General features: G+C 61.8%; 12 protein-coding genes. 10 read left to right on the plus strand and 2 right to left on the minus strand.

The features are described 5' to 3' along the window. Positions 1-35: 35 nt before the first annotated feature. From HBF24_RS01845 to HBF24_RS01865, 5 genes are all read left to right on the plus strand, one after another. Entirely contained in the window at positions 36-1,595 is a 1,560-nt protein-coding gene (locus HBF24_RS01845) for a methyl-accepting chemotaxis protein (RefSeq protein ID WP_167168055.1), read from the plus strand. Positions 1,596-1,713: 118 nt separating this feature from the next. After that, positions 1,714-2,247 carry a spore coat U domain-containing protein gene (locus tag HBF24_RS01850; RefSeq protein ID WP_206064122.1) on the plus strand — a complete coding sequence of 178 codons (534 nt, stop codon included), beginning with the start codon at positions 1,714-1,716 and terminating at the stop codon, positions 2,245-2,247. Between the two features lie 9 nt (positions 2,248-2,256). Then, on the plus strand, positions 2,257-2,976 hold the full coding sequence (locus HBF24_RS01855; RefSeq protein ID WP_167168058.1) for a fimbria/pilus periplasmic chaperone: 720 nt from the start codon (positions 2,257-2,259) through the stop codon (positions 2,974-2,976). After that, positions 2,976-5,306 carry a fimbria/pilus outer membrane usher protein gene (locus HBF24_RS01860; protein ID WP_167168061.1) on the plus strand — a complete coding sequence of 777 codons (2,331 nt, stop codon included), beginning with the start codon at positions 2,976-2,978 and terminating at the stop codon, positions 5,304-5,306. Before HBF24_RS01855 ends, HBF24_RS01860 begins: the two co-directional genes overlap by 1 nt. After that, entirely contained in the window at positions 5,293-5,784 is a 492-nt protein-coding gene (locus tag HBF24_RS01865; protein WP_167168064.1) for a spore coat U domain-containing protein, read from the plus strand. Before HBF24_RS01860 ends, HBF24_RS01865 begins: the two co-directional genes overlap by 14 nt. 51 nt (positions 5,785-5,835) lie before the next feature. Here the strand turns inward: HBF24_RS01865 and HBF24_RS01870 are convergent, their stop codons facing one another. Continuing rightward, positions 5,836-7,182 carry a methyl-accepting chemotaxis protein gene (locus HBF24_RS01870; protein ID WP_167168067.1) on the minus strand — a complete coding sequence of 449 codons (1,347 nt, stop codon included), beginning with the start codon at positions 7,180-7,182 and terminating at the stop codon, positions 5,836-5,838. A gap of 407 nt (positions 7,183-7,589) precedes the next feature. Here HBF24_RS01870 and HBF24_RS01875 point away from each other — a divergent pair, with 407 nt between their 5' ends. Next, positions 7,590-8,816 (plus strand): glycoside hydrolase family 172 protein, encoded by a 1,227-nt coding sequence (locus tag HBF24_RS01875; RefSeq protein WP_167168070.1) that lies wholly within the window; start codon positions 7,590-7,592, stop codon positions 8,814-8,816. Between the two features lie 33 nt (positions 8,817-8,849). Here HBF24_RS01875 and HBF24_RS01880 read toward each other — a convergent pair whose 3' ends face one another. Beyond that, positions 8,850-9,119, minus strand: coding sequence for a DksA/TraR family C4-type zinc finger protein (locus tag HBF24_RS01880; RefSeq protein WP_167168072.1), 270 nt, complete (start codon positions 9,117-9,119; stop codon positions 8,850-8,852). A gap of 211 nt (positions 9,120-9,330) precedes the next feature. Here HBF24_RS01880 and HBF24_RS01885 point away from each other — a divergent pair, with 211 nt between their 5' ends. The 4 genes from HBF24_RS01885 (at position 9,331) to HBF24_RS01900 (ending at position 16,615) form a co-directional block, all read left to right on the plus strand. Next, a complete protein-coding gene (locus tag HBF24_RS01885) occupies positions 9,331-10,311 on the plus strand; it encodes an aldo/keto reductase (RefSeq protein WP_167168076.1) in 981 nt (326 codons plus the stop codon). A gap of 184 nt (positions 10,312-10,495) precedes the next feature. Beyond that, the gene (locus tag HBF24_RS01890; RefSeq protein ID WP_167168079.1) at positions 10,496-11,947 is read left to right on the plus strand and encodes a catalase; all 1,452 of its coding nucleotides are present in this window, start codon (positions 10,496-10,498) and stop codon (positions 11,945-11,947) included. Between the two features lie 501 nt (positions 11,948-12,448). Continuing rightward, complete coding sequence (locus HBF24_RS01895; RefSeq protein WP_167168083.1) at positions 12,449-13,498, plus strand: LacI family DNA-binding transcriptional regulator; 1,050 nt, start codon at positions 12,449-12,451, stop codon at positions 13,496-13,498. 57 nt (positions 13,499-13,555) lie between these two features. Next, entirely contained in the window at positions 13,556-16,615 is a 3,060-nt protein-coding gene (locus HBF24_RS01900) for a TonB-dependent receptor (protein WP_167168758.1), read from the plus strand. Positions 16,616-16,743 lie beyond the last annotated feature (128 nt).

Consider the following 16,743-nt stretch of genomic DNA (forward strand, 5'->3'; position numbering starts at 1 on the left):
CCGGCGCGAAAGTGATCCTGTTTGGAGAGTCCCCCATGTTTCATCGTTTCAAGATTGGCACGCGTCTGGGCGTGGCGTTCATGCTGCTTGTGGTCATGCTGTTGGCTGCCAGCGCCGCCGGGTGGTATGGCATCAACCGGTTGCACACGCAGGCGCAGTACACATTGGCGCATGATGTGCGGCTGGCGCAGCTGGCCGGCGATGTGCGCATACAAGTGTTGACTGAGCGTCGGTATGAGAAGGACGTTTTCATCAACATGGGCAATGCTGCCAAGGTGGACGCCTATCACGCCAAATGGGAAACCGCCCTGGCTGATCTGCACTCCGCTCTGAAAAAGATGGAGCCGTTGGCCGACGCGAAGACGGCGGCGAATATCAAGCAGATGAAAACGGCGCTGACCAGCTATGCCGGCGGCTTTGCCGCCACCTACAAAATGCTCAAGGCCGGGGCACTGCGCAATACGGCCGCCGCCAATACCGAATTCAGTCGCTACAAGGGCGCCGTGCACGATATGGAAGCGCGCTCGGAGGTGATCCGTGAGCATGCACAGGCTCAAGCCGATGCCGTGCCCGCCCAGCTTGAGCGTCAAATGCGTGCGACCGGATGGGCCTTGGCTGGTTTTTCCGGTGTGGCGGCGCTGCTGGCCATTGGTCTTGGCTTGTTCATTACCCGCGGTATCACCTTGCCGCTGCGCCGCGCCCTTCACGTGGCCAAGCGGGTGGCTTCGGGCGACCTGAGCCATCCAGATGAAGAGGTGCGGGGCGGCGATGAAACCGCCGAGCTGCTGCAGGCGCTGGGCCAGATGAACGTGTCGTTGAACACCATGGTGGCGACTTTGCAGACCACCAGCGTGTCGATCATGCAGGCCAGCGCAACGATTGCAGACGGCAATCAGGCGCTGTCAGAACGTACCCACCGGCAGGCCGCGGGTATTGAGCAAACGGCCGCCAGTATCGAGCAGATGACGGCCACTGTCTCCAATAATGATGGCCATGCGCGACAGGCATCGAGTCTGGCCAATACCGCCTTCCAGCGCGCCAACGAGGGGCACGGCGTTCTGGGCCAGGCCGTCGGCGCCATGGGTGAGATCGAGCAGGCCAGCCAGCGTATCGCGCAGATTGTCGAGGTGATTGACGACATTGCCTTCCAGACCAACCTGCTTGCGCTCAATGCTTCGGTGGAGGCGGCGCGTGCCGGCGAGCAGGGCAAGGGCTTTGCTGTGGTGGCCGGCGAGGTACGTACCCTGGCCGAGCGTTGTGCTGTGTCTTCGCGCGATATCCGCAGCCTGATCAAGACCAGCGGGGAGAAGGTAACCACCGGCAATGAGTTGATGGAGCGGGCCCATCGAGCGCTGGCCAGCATCGTCGAGGAAATCCGGTCGGTGGATCAGACCATCGGTGAGGTGGCGCAGGCGACACGCGAGCAGTCGCAGGGTGTGGACCAGATCAATGCGGCCATCTCGCACATCGATTCCAGCGTGCAGGACAACGCTGCACTGGTAGAACGCATGTCTTCCTCCAGCCAGGGCCTACGTGATCAGGCCGAGGCGTTGATGGCCCAGGTGCGGCGGTTCAAGCTCAAGGCCCATGCGTGAACGTCTGCGGGGAAAGCAATGTCACTGTCTTGACAGTGACATTGCAGGTGTTAGCTTCTAATTGCGCTTAGGGGAGCGCTTCTGTCAGAAGCATGCACGTTCGCAGGGAGCGGGGAACATGGTGCAAGTTAAAGGTGTTCGTATCTCGGTGCGCAGAGTGCGGGCCGCGATGTTGGCGAGTCTGTTTTCGATAGGCGTTGCGGTTTCGGGAGCGGTGTATGCAGCCACCTCTTCGACCACTTTTACCGTCAACGCTACCGTGCAGTCCAACTGCACGATTTCAGCCACCAACGTCGATTTTGGGATTTACGATCCCAACGCAGGCTCCCCCAGTGACACCAGCAGCACCCTTAGCGTGTTGTGTACCAATGGCACGCCTTACACGGTAGCGCTGGATGCAGGTAGCAATGCCGGCAGCACAGTGGCGAACAGGCACATGGTCAGTGAAAATGGCGATCAGCTGACCTACGACCTTTATACCGATGCCTCGCATACCTCGCTGTGGGGTGATGGCAATTCCGGCACCGATACGGTGTCCGCCTCCGGTTCCGGAGGAAGCCAGGCGATTACGGTCTATGCGGAAATTCCCAATGGTCAGACCGTGCCTGCCGGAAGTTATTCGGACAGCGTGACCGCTACACTCAACTACTGAGCCTGCGACATGCGGATTTCCGGGATCGCGCTTGTCGCGCTGTTCGGTATCGCGTTGGGTAAAGCGCATGCCGATGCTATTTCCGTATCGCCGACAACGCTGAAGGTGTCCGGTCGTGGCGGCATGCTGATTCTACATGTCGCCAACCGTGGAGATGCGCCGGTGGTGGCGCAGGTGGAGGGGTTCACCTGGGTCCAGACAAACGGGAGAAATCGGCTTAAGCCCAATGCCAGCGTCGAAATCAGTCCCCCACTAATGCAATTGAACCCGGGCAAGCAGCAGCTGGTCCGGATCGCTGTGCCTGCTGTTAGTGACGGGCGCGAGCACACCTATCGCTTGATCGTGTCCGAGTTGCCCAATGCCAGTGCCGGGCAGGGCGTGCATGTGTTGCTTCGCATAAGTGTTCCGGTGTTTGAAAACACTCCTTCCAACGCAGCTCCGCGTTTGAGCTGGTCACTCGATCACCGTCAGGGGCGGTGGTGGCTGCAGGTGAAAAACAGCGGGCTTGAGCGAGCCAAATTGACGCATTTGGCCATCCAGACGTCCGATGGAAGGACGGCGCCGGTTTCTGATCATGCATTGCACTACGTGCTGGCCGGAAGCCGGGGTACTTGGCCGCTGGAAAAGATTTCCCTGAGTGTTGGCCAGCATGTGTCGGTACACGGCATTTACGCTGACTCAGGAAAAACGCTGAACGTGGATCTTGATGTGCCAGCCTTGGTGCCGTGATGCACATGGGCTCGGCCTTGCTTTTTCTGCTGGTGATGAATGCGTCCTCTCACGTCAATAGCGTCTCTAGCGTCAACAAACCCGCGCTCCGCCGGCGTTTAGCAAACCGTGACCTCCTGCTGGAAGTCTGGGTAAATGGCAGCAATCGCCATCTGGTGGCGCGAGTCAAACAACGCAGCGACTCTCTTTACGTAAGCCACAATTTCTTGAAGCGCGTGCATTTGCGGCCGTATACCAGTGATCCAGACCTTCCTGAGGTTGCGTTTGACGCGCTTCGCGGCCTCACGGCGCGTGTGGATGAGGCCAGACAGCGATTGATGATCCAGGCGGTGGACGCGCGCCTCTATCCTGCTGTGTTCGATCTCGCTTCAAGCAAGGATGAACCTGTACCGACCTCCAGTCGTGGCCTTGCCCTCGACTATGACGCAGTAGCCACCCACGGCGCAGGAGGCGCCGGTGATGGAGGAGGCGTTACCTTCAGCGGTACCTACTTCACACCTGGGTGGCGTCTGCTGGCCTCGGGGTTCACCCTGGATACCGGACAGCGGCACCAGCGGGTCCGGCTGGATACCTCAATCATTATTGAACGTCCAGCGCGTCTACGGCGATTGGTGCTCGGCGATACAGTATCCGGCGCGGTTCGCTGGAGCCGATCGGTTCGCCTCGCAGGCGTGCAGCTTGCCAGCGATTACTCACTGCAACCAAGTCTACGTACATTTCCACTACCGCAATTTTCCGGAGGCAGTACCGTACCGACGGATCTTGATGTCTACATTGGTTCGTCGCGAATCCTGCACGAGCATAACCTCGCCGCCGGTCCCTTTCAGATTCGCGATCTTCCCGTGCTCACAGGCCCCGGTGAGGCCACCGTGGTGACACGCGATGTGCTTGGCCGGGAGACCAGCGAGACGGTGCCCTTTTTTACCTCCAGTCGTCTGCTCAAGACAGGACTGAAGAGCTACTCGCTGGACGCCGGATGGCTGCGGCGAGGGTACGGAGTCGATAGTTTCAACTACGCCGCGCCCGCACTGTTGGCGAGTTGGCGACAGGGCCTTTCAAGTCAGCTTACATTGGGTGCCCACGGCGAGTGGTCCGGCCCGGTATCCCTGGCAGGAGGAGGAATAGCCTTCGCGGTACAACCCTTCGGGGTGGTGGAGATTTCCACCGCGGCCAGCCACGCATACGATCTTTGGGGTGGGCTGGCGTCCGTGGCGCTTAACAGCCAGATGGGTGCACTCAGTGTTTATGCCAGTGGCGAATACACCTCGCCTGGCTACAGGGATGTGGGCAGCCTCTATGGCCCCGCCCCAGCCCGGTTCCGTGCTCAGGCAGGAGCTGGTGTACCACTGGGAGAGGCTGCGGATGTTGCCCTGTCATGGGTCGCTACCAACGAAGATGGCGTGCGTACCAGATTATGGACGGCAAGCTATCGCTATCATCTTCGCGCAGGTGCATATCTGGCGTTCACCGCGCTATACGATGCCGGTAGCCATGATGCACAGGGGCAGGTTTACTTCTCGCTGCCGCTGGGTGAGCATCGCAGCGCCGGCTTTTCCCTGGGAATACATCAGCATCAACGCACCTGGCGAGCGGAATACAACCACTTGCCAGATCCGGATGGAGGATTCGGTTACCGGCTGGCCGGAGGGGACGATCTTGGACACTATGCCCGTGCCCGCCTTGATTGGGTCGGAAGCGATGGTCACGCCTGGGCGGAGATGGCCCAGGATGGGCGGCGGACCGCCGAACGGCTATCTGGAGCGGGATCGCTGATATGGATGAACGGCGACATTTTCACCACCCGTACTACAGGTGGTGCATTTGCGCTGGTGCGCACTGGGAAACCCCATATCAAAGTGCAGCGTGATCATCGCGTGGTAGCAACCAGTGATGCCGAGGGCAACGCCGTGGTGACGGGGCTAAGCCCATACGTCACCAACCAATTGTCGGTCGACCCGACCGACTATCCGATGGATGTCGTGCTCGATCACCCCAGGCAACAGGTGGTTCCTCGTCGCCACAGCGGCATCGTGGTCGACCTCGGCCCTTCATCTGGCCGACCCTTGCTCATGGCCGTTGCGTTACGAGATGGCACATACCCTCCGGCCGGCGCCGCTGTGACGTTCCGGGGCCGCAAGAGCCGCACTGTGCTGGGTCATCACGGGATGATTTATCTCAGCCATTCCCGACCGCATCTGCGCGGGTGGGTGGTTTGGCAAGGTGAGGCCTGCCAGTTCTCGGTCGATCTTCCGGCTGTGCCCCTGAATGGCCACATGCAACGGTTGGGGCCCGTTCTCTGCACCCGGGTGGGGCGTCATGGTGCGCGTTGATCGGCAAGTGTGCCTATTTGGATTTGCGCTTATCCTGTCGCTGGGAGCTGCGCCATCCCGTGCGGCGCTCTGCGGCACCGCGCTTGATCCGGTGACCATCAGCGCCACCTCGGTGAACTTTGGAACCTACGATGCGTCCGCTCCCAGTCCATCGCTCAGCACGGGGAACGTTCGTCTGGCGTGCGGCTACACGTTTGCTTTGCTCCCTGCCGCGACCATTCGCCTGTCGCGCGGGCAGGGGCCGAACTATGCAACCCGGAGGATGATGGCCGGAGGGCAGTCGCTTCGATACAACCTCTTCACCAGCAGCGCGCGCACTTCGGTATGGGGCGACGGGTCCGGGGGCTCGCAAATGGTCACAGTGGCGGCGCTGCTGGCGGCATCGATGAACCTCACCGTGTATGGTTCAGTTGCGCCCGGCCAGTACGTTAGGGCCGGGGCCTACTCCGATCAGATCACCGTTACCGTCGAGTACTGACCCGACCCTCGACAAGCTCTCGACAAGCAGGTATGAGTGGGCCAGAAAACATCAGCAGGCCAACGCTTTCTGCTCGCGTCGGTACAACGACTCCAGCTGCTGCACGGCGACATGCACTTCGCTGATGCCTTCGGACTGGCTGCCAGAGGTGGCGCAGATATCGTCCATGACCTGCTTGAGCTGAGCGACGGAACTCATGATGTCGCGCATGGCCTGACCGGCGCCGCCGACCAGCTGGGCGCCTTCATCGACGCGTTCGCCGGCGGTACCTAGAAGGGTACGGATTTGCGTAGCGGCATCGGCGCTGCGCTTGGCCAGTTGTCGTACTTCCGAGGCCACCACGGCAAAACCCTTGCCCAGTTCACCCGCGTGCGCCGCCTCGATGGCGGCGTTCAATGACAGCAGGTTGGTCTGGAAGGCGATGGTGTTGATCAAATCCAGGATTTCGGCCACATCCCGGGTGCTGTCCTGGATCGCCTGCATGGTGCGCACCACGTTCTCGACCACATCGCCGCCGCGTGTGGCCACGTCCACGGCATCCCGAGTCATATGCTGGGCGTCGGCCGCCTTGCGACCATTGTCGATGACGGTGCCGGAAAGCCCGCCGACCGCCGACTGCAGCGTCTGAGTGGCCCGCGTCTGCGCAGTGATGTCGGTAGCGTACTTGATCACGCCGGTGGGACGGCCTTCGGCGTCCAGCAACGGGTTGTAGGTGGCCTGTAGCCATACTGGCTGCCCGTGGCTGTCAAAGCGCTGGTAGATGCCGGCCTCGAAGTGACCGTCATGCAGGCGCCGCCAGAACGAGGCATACGCCGATGAGCGTGCCTCCTGCGGATCGACGAACATGCGATGGTGCTGGCCGATGATGGCTTCGGCCTCGTAGCCCATGGTGCGCAGGAAGTTCTCGTTGGCGTTGCGTATATAGCCGTCCAGATCGAACTCGATCCAGGCCTGCGAACGATCGATGGCGCGCAGCCGGCTGTGCATGGCCGCGGCCTCTTCGCGCTGGCGGGTGACATCGGTGGCGTACTTGACCACCTTCACCGGCCGCCCCAGGGCGTTGAGAACCGGGTTGTAGTTCGCCTGCAGCCAGACATCGCGACCGTGGCGATCCTGGCGCCGGTAGAGCCCGCTCTCCGACTGCCCTTTGGCCAGGCGACGCCAGAACGCAGTGTAGTGGTCACTGTCGGCGAGCACAGGATCGACGAACATGCGGTGATGCTGCCCCAGCACTTCCTCGCGCGTGTAGCCCATGGTCGACAGAAACCGCTGATTGGCATCCAGCACATGCCCCTGAAGATCGAACTCGATGACGGCCTGGCTACGGTCGATGGCCGCCAGCTTGCCGTGCAAGTCAGCGCGGTGGGCAAAAAGGCGAGGCAGGGACAATCGTTTCATGTTTCAGCTCCGCATCGGCCGCAGGGCGCGATGCTGTACGAAATCCAGGTGATCGGGCACAGCCATAGCGCGGCGGCGATGTGGCCACGTGGCGGTGCTATCGGGCGATATCCTTCTCCGGTGGCACGTCCGATAGGCCGCAATGGCCCTGTGTCACCTTGTGTGCAGTAGGCCTCGGGCCTGCTGCACCAGCGCAACAATGTGCACAAAAGAGCGTGCAACTTCAGTGAAATTGCGATGTGAGGCGCGTACGTCGCCAGCATGCTTCTTTGAAGGAAAGTTATTTTAAAACAATAAAATAGGCGCCATTGTTGCGTTTCAGGAAACGAGGTGTTCGCCTATGTGTACGCTGTACTCAAGGCGTCAGGCTTTTGGCAGTCACGTGCCCCTCTGGCAAGCTTGCAGCCATGACTGAACAATCTCTCTCTACTCAATGCTCATCGGTGCTGCGATGGACCCTGCTGGTCATGGCTACCGTGTTTTCCACCGCGGTTATGGCGCAATCGGTCTATCAACTTCCGCCAGGTGTGGTCTCGCGGATGAGCAGTCCGGAGAATCACAACGGTGTGCAAGGGCAGGGTGCTAGGCTCAACCAGGGCGCCAAGGGCCATGCCTTCGATGCCATCCCGGCGCATGGCCATGTCGACCTGTTGAACGTGGACGGCCCCGGTATCGTCAAGCGCATCAAGCTTTCAACCAGCGATCGCAGCGCCAAGCGTTGGCAGCAACTGCGCATCGTGATGACCTGGGACCACGCCGACAAGCCGGCGGTGTCCGTGCCGCTGGATGCGTTCTTCGGGCTGGCCTTTGGCGCCATGAAGCCGTACCAGTCGGTGTGGTTCACCGATGCCGAGGGCCGCTCGCTGACCAGCACGTTGCCCATGCCGTATCGCACCGGCGCGCACATTGCCATCTACAACGATGGTGACACGCCGCTGACGCACATCTACTACAACGTCAGCTACGAGCGCTGGCCGCATGCGCCGCCACACATGGCCTATCTGCACGCCTATTGGCATCGCAATACGCCTCCGCTGGGCCAGGATTTTGTGATCCTGCCGCGCGTGAAAGGCCACGGCGCCTACCTGGGCACCAACATTGGCGTGCGCGCCGACCCCATCTATGGCGCTCACTGGTGGGGCGAGGGCGAAGTGAAGATGTACATCGATGGCGACCGCCGCTACCCGAGCCTGGTCGGCACCGGTGTGGAGGATTACTTCGGCACCGCCTGGGGCATGAGCCACTTCATCAATCGCGACAGCGGTTGCGTGATTGCCAACAAGAAGACCCTGCGCTGGGCCTGCTATCGCTATCACGCGCCGGATCCGGTGTATTTCCAGCACGACCTCAAGGTGACGGTGCAGCAGATTGGCGGTGGTCCGCTGGCCGAAGTGCGCGAGCACGCTGCCCACGGCGCACCGATGAAGCTGATCAGCGTCGACGCCAACGGCCACATTTCCAACCTGCTTACCATGCAGCACCCACCCAAGCTTTCGGACAAGGACTTCCCCGATGGCTGGGTGAACTACTTCCGTCACGATGACTGGAGCGCGGTGGCTTATTTCTATCTGGATACGCCGACGGACAATCTCGCGCGCAAGCACTGGCAAGGTAGCCACGCGCCCACACCGTAACCGGTGGCAGGATCGTCGCGGCGGAGGGTCACTTCAGCGCAGCTGGCTGTCCTTGCTGCCGCGACGGTTGAACAGGCCGCTTTGTTGCGCGTCGCGATCGGCCGCCTCCTGGCACTGGATGCAAAGGCGCACGCCGGGCACGGCCTTGCGGCGGGCCTCGGAAATGGGCTCGTCGCATTCTTCGCAGAACGCCAGGCTGGGACCACGGTTCTGCATGCGTTCTCGCGCCGCGGCCACGCCGTCGGCCACGGTGCTGTCGATCTGGTCTTGAACGGCGCCTTCGCGCGCCCATCCGGTGGCCATGGCGGGCCTCCTTGTGAACTTAAAGGTGCATCACGGCAAAACGTGATGCCGGCGGCGCTGTATTTCAAATCCGCCGGCTCACCATGCGCGCGCCAGGCCCAGTGCGGGCTGAATGCCGGGCGGAAGCGGTGGTTGGCTTAGTCCCGCCCGCGCCCAGCTTAATGAGAGCGCGTGGCCGCGCGTCGATCACTCAAAGCCATGAGGAGCCGTCATGTCTAGCAAGCACTTTTCTCCGCCGGGACCATTGGGTTTTGGCGGCGCGCCACTGGGCAACATGTTCGATGAAGTGGATGAGGCCACCGCCAGCCAGACGCTGCGTGCGGCATGGGACAGCGGCATCCGCCTGTTCGATACCGCGCCGCACTATGGCAGCGGCCTGTCCGAGCACCGTTTCGGCCAGGTGTTGCGCGAGTATCCGCGCGATGAGTTCACCCTGGCGACCAAGGTGGGCCGGGTGTTCCACGCCGATCGCAGCGCGCCGAAAAATCCGCCTTTCGTCAACGGGCTGCCGTTCGCCTTCGAGTACGACTACTCCTACGACGGGGTGATGCGCTCCATCGAGGACAGCTATCAGCGCCTGGGCATGGCACAGATCGACATCGCCTACATCCACGACGTGGCCGCCGACCATCACGGCGACGCCTGGAGCGAGAAGTTCAAGACCGCCATCGAAGGCGGCGCGCGTGCGCTGACCCAGTTGCGCGAGCAGGGCGTGATCAAGGCCTGGGGACTGGGCGTGAACCTGGTCGAGCCTTGCATCAAGGCGCTCGATCAGGCCGACCCCGATGTGTTTTTGCTGGCCGGGCGCTACAGCCTGCTCAACCAGCCGGCGCTGGATCAGCTGTTTCCGGCCTGTCAGGAACGCGGTGTGCACGTCGTGGTGGGCGGCCCGTTCAATTCCGGTCTGCTGGCGGGCGGGGCGCACTACGAGTACGGCCAGGCGCCCGATGAGATGCTCGACAAACGCCAGCGCATCGCCGAGATCTGCCAGCGCTACCAGGCCGATCTGCGCGCGGTGGCGCTGCAGTTCTGCGCCGCGCACCCGGTGGTATCGGCGGTGATTCCCGGCACCAAGCACGCAGACAAGGTGCGCGAGAACGCCAAGCTGATGCGCGCGACCATTCCGGCCGAACTGTGGGCCGAGCTCAAGCAGCAGGGACTGCTGCCGCAATCGGCACCGACACCGCGCTAGCGGGGGCGGCACTGTCGACGCGTTGCCATGCAAGGGCATGGTGGGCGCCGGCTTTTACGCCAGGTTCACTGGCGAAACTTATGCTGGGCAGTGTTCCGGCATTCGCCCGGGCATCAACCGTTACGTGGCGGGGGCTCAACGGTAGCGGCAGGCACACACCAGCACTTTAGATGGAGGCCTCAGCATGGCAAGCGACACTCCCAAGCGCACCACGACCGACGCCGGCATACCGGTCGCCAGTGGCGAATATTCCCTGACCGTCGGGCCCAATGGTCCGATTGTGCTGCACGATCATTACCTGATCGAGCAGATGGCCAATTTCAATCGCGAACGGATTCCCGAGCGTCAGCCGCATGCCAAGGGCAGCGGTGCGTTCGGTCACTTCGAAGTGACCGACGATATCAGCCGTTACACCCGGGCCGCGGTGTTTCAGCCGGGTACCAAGACCGACGTGCTGGCGCGCTTTTCGACCGTGGCCGGCGAGCGTGGCAGTCCGGACACCTGGCGCGATCCGCGCGGCTTTGCGCTGAAGTTCTATACCAGCGAAGGCAATTACGACATGGTCGGCAACAACACGCCGGTCTTCTTCATTCGTGATCCGCTCAAGTTCCAGCAGTTTATCCGCTCGCAGAAGCGTCGTGCCGACAACAACCTGCGCGACCATGACATGCAGTGGGATTTCTGGACCCTGTCACCGGAATCGGCGCATCAGGTCGCCTGGCTGATGGGTGATCGTGGCATTCCCAAGAGCTGGCGCCACATGAATGGCTACTCCAGCCACACCTACATGTGGGTGAACAAGGACGGCGAGAAGTTCTGGGTCAAGTATCACTTCAAGACCGACCAGGGCATCGAATGCTTCACGCAGGATGATGCCGACCAGATGGCGGGGATGGATGCCGACTACCACACTCGCGACCTGTTCAACGCCATCAAGGACGGCAACGCGCCCAGCTGGACGCTGTACGTGCAGGTGATGCCGTTCAAGGACGCCGAGACCTACCGCTTCAATCCGTTCGACCTGACCAAGGTCTGGCCGCATGGCGACTACCCGCTGATCAAGGTCGGCAAGCTCACGCTCAATCGCAATCCGACCGATAATCACACCGAGATCGAGCAGGCCGCGTTCGAGCCCAACAATCTGGTGCCCGGTATCGGCATCAGCCCGGACAAGATGCTGGTGGCGCGCGTGTTCTCGTACGCCGATGCCCATCGTGCGCGGTTGGGTGTCAACTACAAGCAGATACCGGTGAACACGCCGCAGGCGCCCGTGCACAGCTACAGCAAGGACGGCGCCATGCGCATGAACAAGGTGTCCGATCCGGTGTACTGGCCCAACTCCAAAGGTGGCCCGCAACCCGATCCCAACGTCAAGGATGATTCCACCTGGCACGCCGAGGGCGAGATCCTGCGTTCGGCCTACCAGCGGCACGCCGAGGACGACGATTTCGTGCAGGCCAATGCGCTGGTCAACAAGGCCATGGACGACGCCGCGCGCGAGCGACTGGTCAACAACGTCGTCGGCCATCTGAAGGACGGCGTTACCGAACCGGTACTCAAGCGCGTGTTCGAGTACTGGCGCAAGATCGACGCCAACATCGGTGATCGCATCGAGAAGGCTTTCAGGGAAAGCTGAGGGCGGCCGGGGCTGGCCGTGTTTGGTGGTCAGCCCTCGTCCAAACAGGCAGCCGGGCGCCAGCGTGCGCCCGGCTTTTTTGTGCGTGAAAGCCTGCCGCAGTCGCGACGCCGAGGGCATCGAGCCGGCCTCATGCCAAGTCGCCTCGACGTCACACAGCTGAATTTCACCTATCTGGATTACACCGCTGGTGTTGCGATGCAACAAAGCGGCGAGGGCAAGGCAGACAGCCGCGCTTCACCTTGATGGCGCAAGCAAATGCGTCGCATGTAAACCGGGATCACGCAAAAAGCGCCGAATATGGCGGCTTTTATGAGACCACCTTCAGGGCGTGGAAAATCAATGGTGTGATGAAAACGGTTACATGAAATTCATGCAGAAATGACGCGTCGCAACATATCGTGCGTAAAAATTTCATTGCATGCACGTATGGAAACGCTTACATTCCGCTTCCGTCGGCGCGCGCCGGCGAGCTTGTGAGCTTCGGGGATACGCGGCGGCATGACGGTCACCATCAAAGATGTGGCGAAGGCGGCAGGCGTATCAGTGGCATCGGTTTCACGTGCGTTGAATGGTCACCAGAGCGTGACTGAAGGTACGCGCCGCCGCGTCCGCGAGGCGGCCGAGCGTTTGAAGTACATCCCGCATGGCGCGGCGCGAAGTCTGATCACGCGACGCACACATGCGGTCGGGGCCTTGCTGCCGGATCTGCACGGAGCGTTCTTTTCCGAGCTGATACGCGGCATCGACCTGGCGGCACGGGCGCACGGTTTGCACCTGTTGTTGTCCTCCTCGCACGGTAGTGCGCAGGAAGCGGCGGCAGCCCTGCAGTCCATGCGCGGACGGGTCGATGGCCTGCTGGTGATGTCACCGCATGCCGACGATGCGTTCCTGCGCGAGAACTTGTCGCCGAATTTGCCCAGCGTACTGATGAATGTGCGCAACGGGCTGGGGCATCAGTACACCACGCTGATGCCCGACAACGTGGGTGGTGCGCGTGCCATGGTCGAGCACCTGGCCGCGTGTGGTCATCGCCGGATCGCCTTTATCGGCGGCCCGGCGGTCAATTTCGACGCGCAGGAGCGCCTGCGCGGCTACATGGAAGGCATGGCCAGCGTGTTGCCGGATGCAACGGCGCTCAGCCTGGAAGGTGATTTCACGGAGGAGTCGGGGCATCGCATGGGACGCGAGGCCCTGAAGCTGTCGCCGTCGGCCATTTTCTGCGCCAACGACATGATGGCCATCGGCTGTCTGTCGGCGATCCGCGAAGCGGGTCTGAGCGTGCCGCAGGATGTGGCCCTGGCGGGCTTTGACGATATTCCGATGGCGCGTTATCTGACGCCGCCATTGACCACGGTTCACGTGGCCATTGCCGAGCTGGGAAGCTCGGCGCTGACCCAACTGGCCATGGCCGTGGAATCACCGGACACCTATGTGGTGTCCGAACAGACCTTGCCGACCGAGCTCGTGATTCGCGACTCGTGCGGTTTCAGGGCGACGTCCGTTCCGTCACCACGCGGTCGGCCGGCTCCCGCCATCACCACTGCATAACGACAAAACGAGACCCACCGTCCTTTGTTGAGGGGAAACTCCATGCAACGCCATTCCATGTTCCATAGCCGCCTGGGCGCCCGTCTGCTGAAAAAGCGCCTGCTGGCCACCGTGATTACCGCCTCGGTGACTGCTGCCATCGCCATGCCGACCGTGTCGTTCGCCCAGACCAACCTGGCGACCGTGCGTGGTACCGCGCCGGCCAACACCACCATCACCGCGTTCAATACCGCCACCGGTTCCACGCGCAAGACCACCAGCAGCGCCAATGGCAGCTTCACGCTGGTGGGCCTGCAGCCGGGCACCTATTCGGTGCAAGCGGGCAATGGTCCGGCGCAGACGGTAACCCTGTCGGTGGCCTCGACCTCGCGCCTGAACCTCAAGGGCGGCAATGGCGCCGCCACGGCCACCGCTTCGCCGGCCAACGCGCAGAGCCTGCAGTCGGTGACCGTGTCGGCCTCCTCGCTGCCTGAGGTGAAGACCTCGCAGGTGGGCGATACCGTGTCGCTGCGCCAGATCCAGGAGCTGCCGCAGATTTCGCGCAACTTCCTCGAGTTTGCCGACGTGGTCCCGGGCGTGCAGTTCAAGGTCGATGCCAACGGCAACACCTCGCTGCAGGCCGGTGCGCAGAACTCCAACGGTACCAACGTGTTCATCGATGGCGTCAGCCAGAAGAGCTACGTCATGGGCGGCGGCATGGCCGGTCAGAGCGACAGCCAGGGCAACCCGTTCCCGCAGTTGGCGATTGGCCAGTACAAGGTCATCACCTCCAACTACAAGGCCGAGTACGGCCAGATTTCCAGCGCCGCGGTGACCGCGCAGACCAAGTCGGGCACCAATGAGTTCCACGGCGAGGTCTTCGATCGCTACACCAGCGACAAGTACCGTGCGCGCACGCCGGCCGAGAATGCCGACGGCAGCAAGTCGGTGTCGCAGGAGAAGGAATTCGGTGCCTCGCTGGGTGGCCCGATCATCAAGGACGCCATGCACTTCTTCGTGACCTACGAGGGCAAGCGCTTCAACCAGCCCATCGCCGTCACGCCTATTGCTGACTATGCGTACCTGCAGGATCAGCTGCCGGCCAACGTGCAGTCGCAGTTTGGCCCGGCCAGCCTGCCATTCCAAGAAAACCTGTACTTCGGCAAGATCGACTGGGAGCCGACCGATCGCGATCGCTTCGAGCTGTCGGGCAAGATTCGCAAGGAAACCGCTGTCAGCGGTATCGGCAACCAGACCGCCGCGTCGGCTGCGATCAACAAGATCAATGACGACAAGCGCTTCAACCTGAAGTGGGATCACAGCGCCGAGGCCTGGTTCAACGAGCTGATCATCGGCCACCAGGACACCGTCTACAACCCGTCGCCGCGCAGCTATGGCAATGGCTATATCTACACGTCCGGCGTGCAGAATCCCAAGACCATCATCACCACCGGCCCGGCCTCGCCGCTGGCGGCGCAGGACAAGAGCCAGAAGGGCTGGCTGCTGAAGGACGACTTCACCTTCAACGATATCCAGTGGCACGGCGACCACGTGGTCAAGATGGGTGTGACCTATCGCAAGCTGGACCTGATGGCGGCCGATGCGGCCAATGTGAACCCCCAATTCACCTACAACGTGACCGACAACGGTACCGAGGCCACGCCGTACAAGGTGCTGTTCACCCAGCCGGTGACCGGCCTGGGCCTGACCCCGACGGTCAAGACCAAGGATCAGCAGTTCGGCGCCTACATCCAGGATGACTGGGACATCACCGATCGCCTGACCTTCAACCTGGGTGTGCGCTGGGATTACGAGAAGAACCCGTCCTACACCAATTTCGTCACGCCGCAGAACGTGGTCGACGCGTTGTACAGCCAGGATCCGAATGCGCCGGCCGGCCAGACCTATGCCGACAGCCTGGCCAAGGGTGGCGTCAACGTGGCCGACTACATCAGCAATGGTCACAACCGCTCCAACTACAAGGGCGAGTGGCAGCCGCGCTTTGGCTTCTCCTACGACCTGTTCGACGACGAGCGTCACGTGATCCACGGTGGTGCCGGTCGTTCCTACGATCGCAACCTGTACAACTATCTGCAGCTGGAGACCACCAAGTCGGCGTTGCCGCAGTACACCTACTACTTCCAGAATCCGCAGACCGGCGAGTGCCTGGGCGGCCGCACCCCGTGCGTGGCGTGGAACCCGGACTACCTGAATGGCCTGTCCAGCGTGCAGCAGTTGCAGGGCTCTGCCAGCAACGCAGGCACCGAGGTCGATCTGCTCAACAACAATATGAAGGCGCCGTACTCGGATCAGTTCAGCATCGGCATGTCCAACCAGATTGGTGAATGGCTGACCGACGTCACCTTCGTGCACATCACCTACAAGAATGGCTTTGCCTTCACCCTGGGCAACCGCTATCCGAACGGTGATTTCTTCGAGAACCACAGCCAGCCGTGGGGCAATGGCGTGCCGGGCTTCGGCAGCCTGATCATCGGCAACAACGGTATCGAGTCGCGCAACAACGAGCTGCTGCTGTCGGCCAACAAGCCGTACACCAAGGAATCGGGTTGGGGTGCGACGTTTGCCTATACCCTGATCGACGCCGACCAGAATCGTGACGTCAACGAGCACTACTCGTTCGACTACGCCACCGTCGGTGACTACCCGTTCATCGCCTCCAATGCGGCGCCGAAGAACCGTTTCGTCGCCTCGGGTACGTTCGATGGTCCGTGGGGCATCACGCTGGGCGCCAAGCTGACGCTGCAGACGCCGACGCCGATGAACTCCTCGGCCTGCTTCAATGGTGACGGCGGTGCGCCGGTCTATACCTTCCCCAATGGCAGCTATTGCGAGGCCTATGCGGCCACCCCGCATGGCAATGGCAAGTTCCTTGTCGGTGGCAAGGTCTGGGGTTATCGCGATGTCGATCTGCAGGCCACCAAGAACTTCGATCTGGGCCACGGCATCACCCTGTACGGCCGTCTGAACCTGATCAACGTGTTCAACTTCAATAACTACGTCGATACGATTTCCGACATCACTGCCGGCCCGGGCAACGAGACCGTGGTCTACAACAAGAACGGCAACATCACCTACGCACCGCGTACCGTGAAGTTCGAGCTGGGCATGCGCTTCTAACAAGGCGTGCCAGGCGAGGGTGGTATCGGCGCCGGACCGGCCGATACCATGGCCTATCGGACAAAAGGCAGCGTCTTTGGCGCTGCCTTTTGTCTATGCAGATGAAGCAACGGCGACATGGGGGCTCG

It is taken from the genome of Oleiagrimonas sp. C23AA (assembly GCF_011759385.1).
Taxonomy (GTDB): domain Bacteria; phylum Pseudomonadota; class Gammaproteobacteria; order Xanthomonadales; family Rhodanobacteraceae; genus Oleiagrimonas.

Coding starts and splice junctions, on each gene's coding strand:
- HBF24_RS01845 (WP_167168055.1), top strand. CDS start 36: ATGTTTCATCGTTTCAAGATTGGCACGCGTCTGGGCGTGGCGTTCATG.
- HBF24_RS01850 (WP_206064122.1), top strand. CDS start 1,714: ATGGTGCAAGTTAAAGGTGTTCGTATCTCGGTGCGCAGAGTGCGGGCC.
- HBF24_RS01860 (WP_167168061.1), top strand. CDS start 2,976: ATGCACATGGGCTCGGCCTTGCTTTTTCTGCTGGTGATGAATGCGTCC.
- HBF24_RS01900 (WP_167168758.1), top strand. CDS start 13,556: ATGTTCCATAGCCGCCTGGGCGCCCGTCTGCTGAAAAAGCGCCTGCTG.
- HBF24_RS01880 (WP_167168072.1), bottom strand. CDS start 9,119: ATGGCCACCGGATGGGCGCGCGAAGGCGCCGTTCAAGACCAGATCGAC.
- HBF24_RS01875 (WP_167168070.1), top strand. CDS start 7,590: ATGACTGAACAATCTCTCTCTACTCAATGCTCATCGGTGCTGCGATGG.
- HBF24_RS01865 (WP_167168064.1), top strand. CDS start 5,293: ATGGTGCGCGTTGATCGGCAAGTGTGCCTATTTGGATTTGCGCTTATC.
- HBF24_RS01890 (WP_167168079.1), top strand. CDS start 10,496: ATGGCAAGCGACACTCCCAAGCGCACCACGACCGACGCCGGCATACCG.
- HBF24_RS01870 (WP_167168067.1), bottom strand. CDS start 7,182: ATGAAACGATTGTCCCTGCCTCGCCTTTTTGCCCACCGCGCTGACTTG.
- HBF24_RS01895 (WP_167168083.1), top strand. CDS start 12,449: ATGACGGTCACCATCAAAGATGTGGCGAAGGCGGCAGGCGTATCAGTG.
- HBF24_RS01885 (WP_167168076.1), top strand. CDS start 9,331: ATGTCTAGCAAGCACTTTTCTCCGCCGGGACCATTGGGTTTTGGCGGC.
- HBF24_RS01855 (WP_167168058.1), top strand. CDS start 2,257: ATGCGGATTTCCGGGATCGCGCTTGTCGCGCTGTTCGGTATCGCGTTG.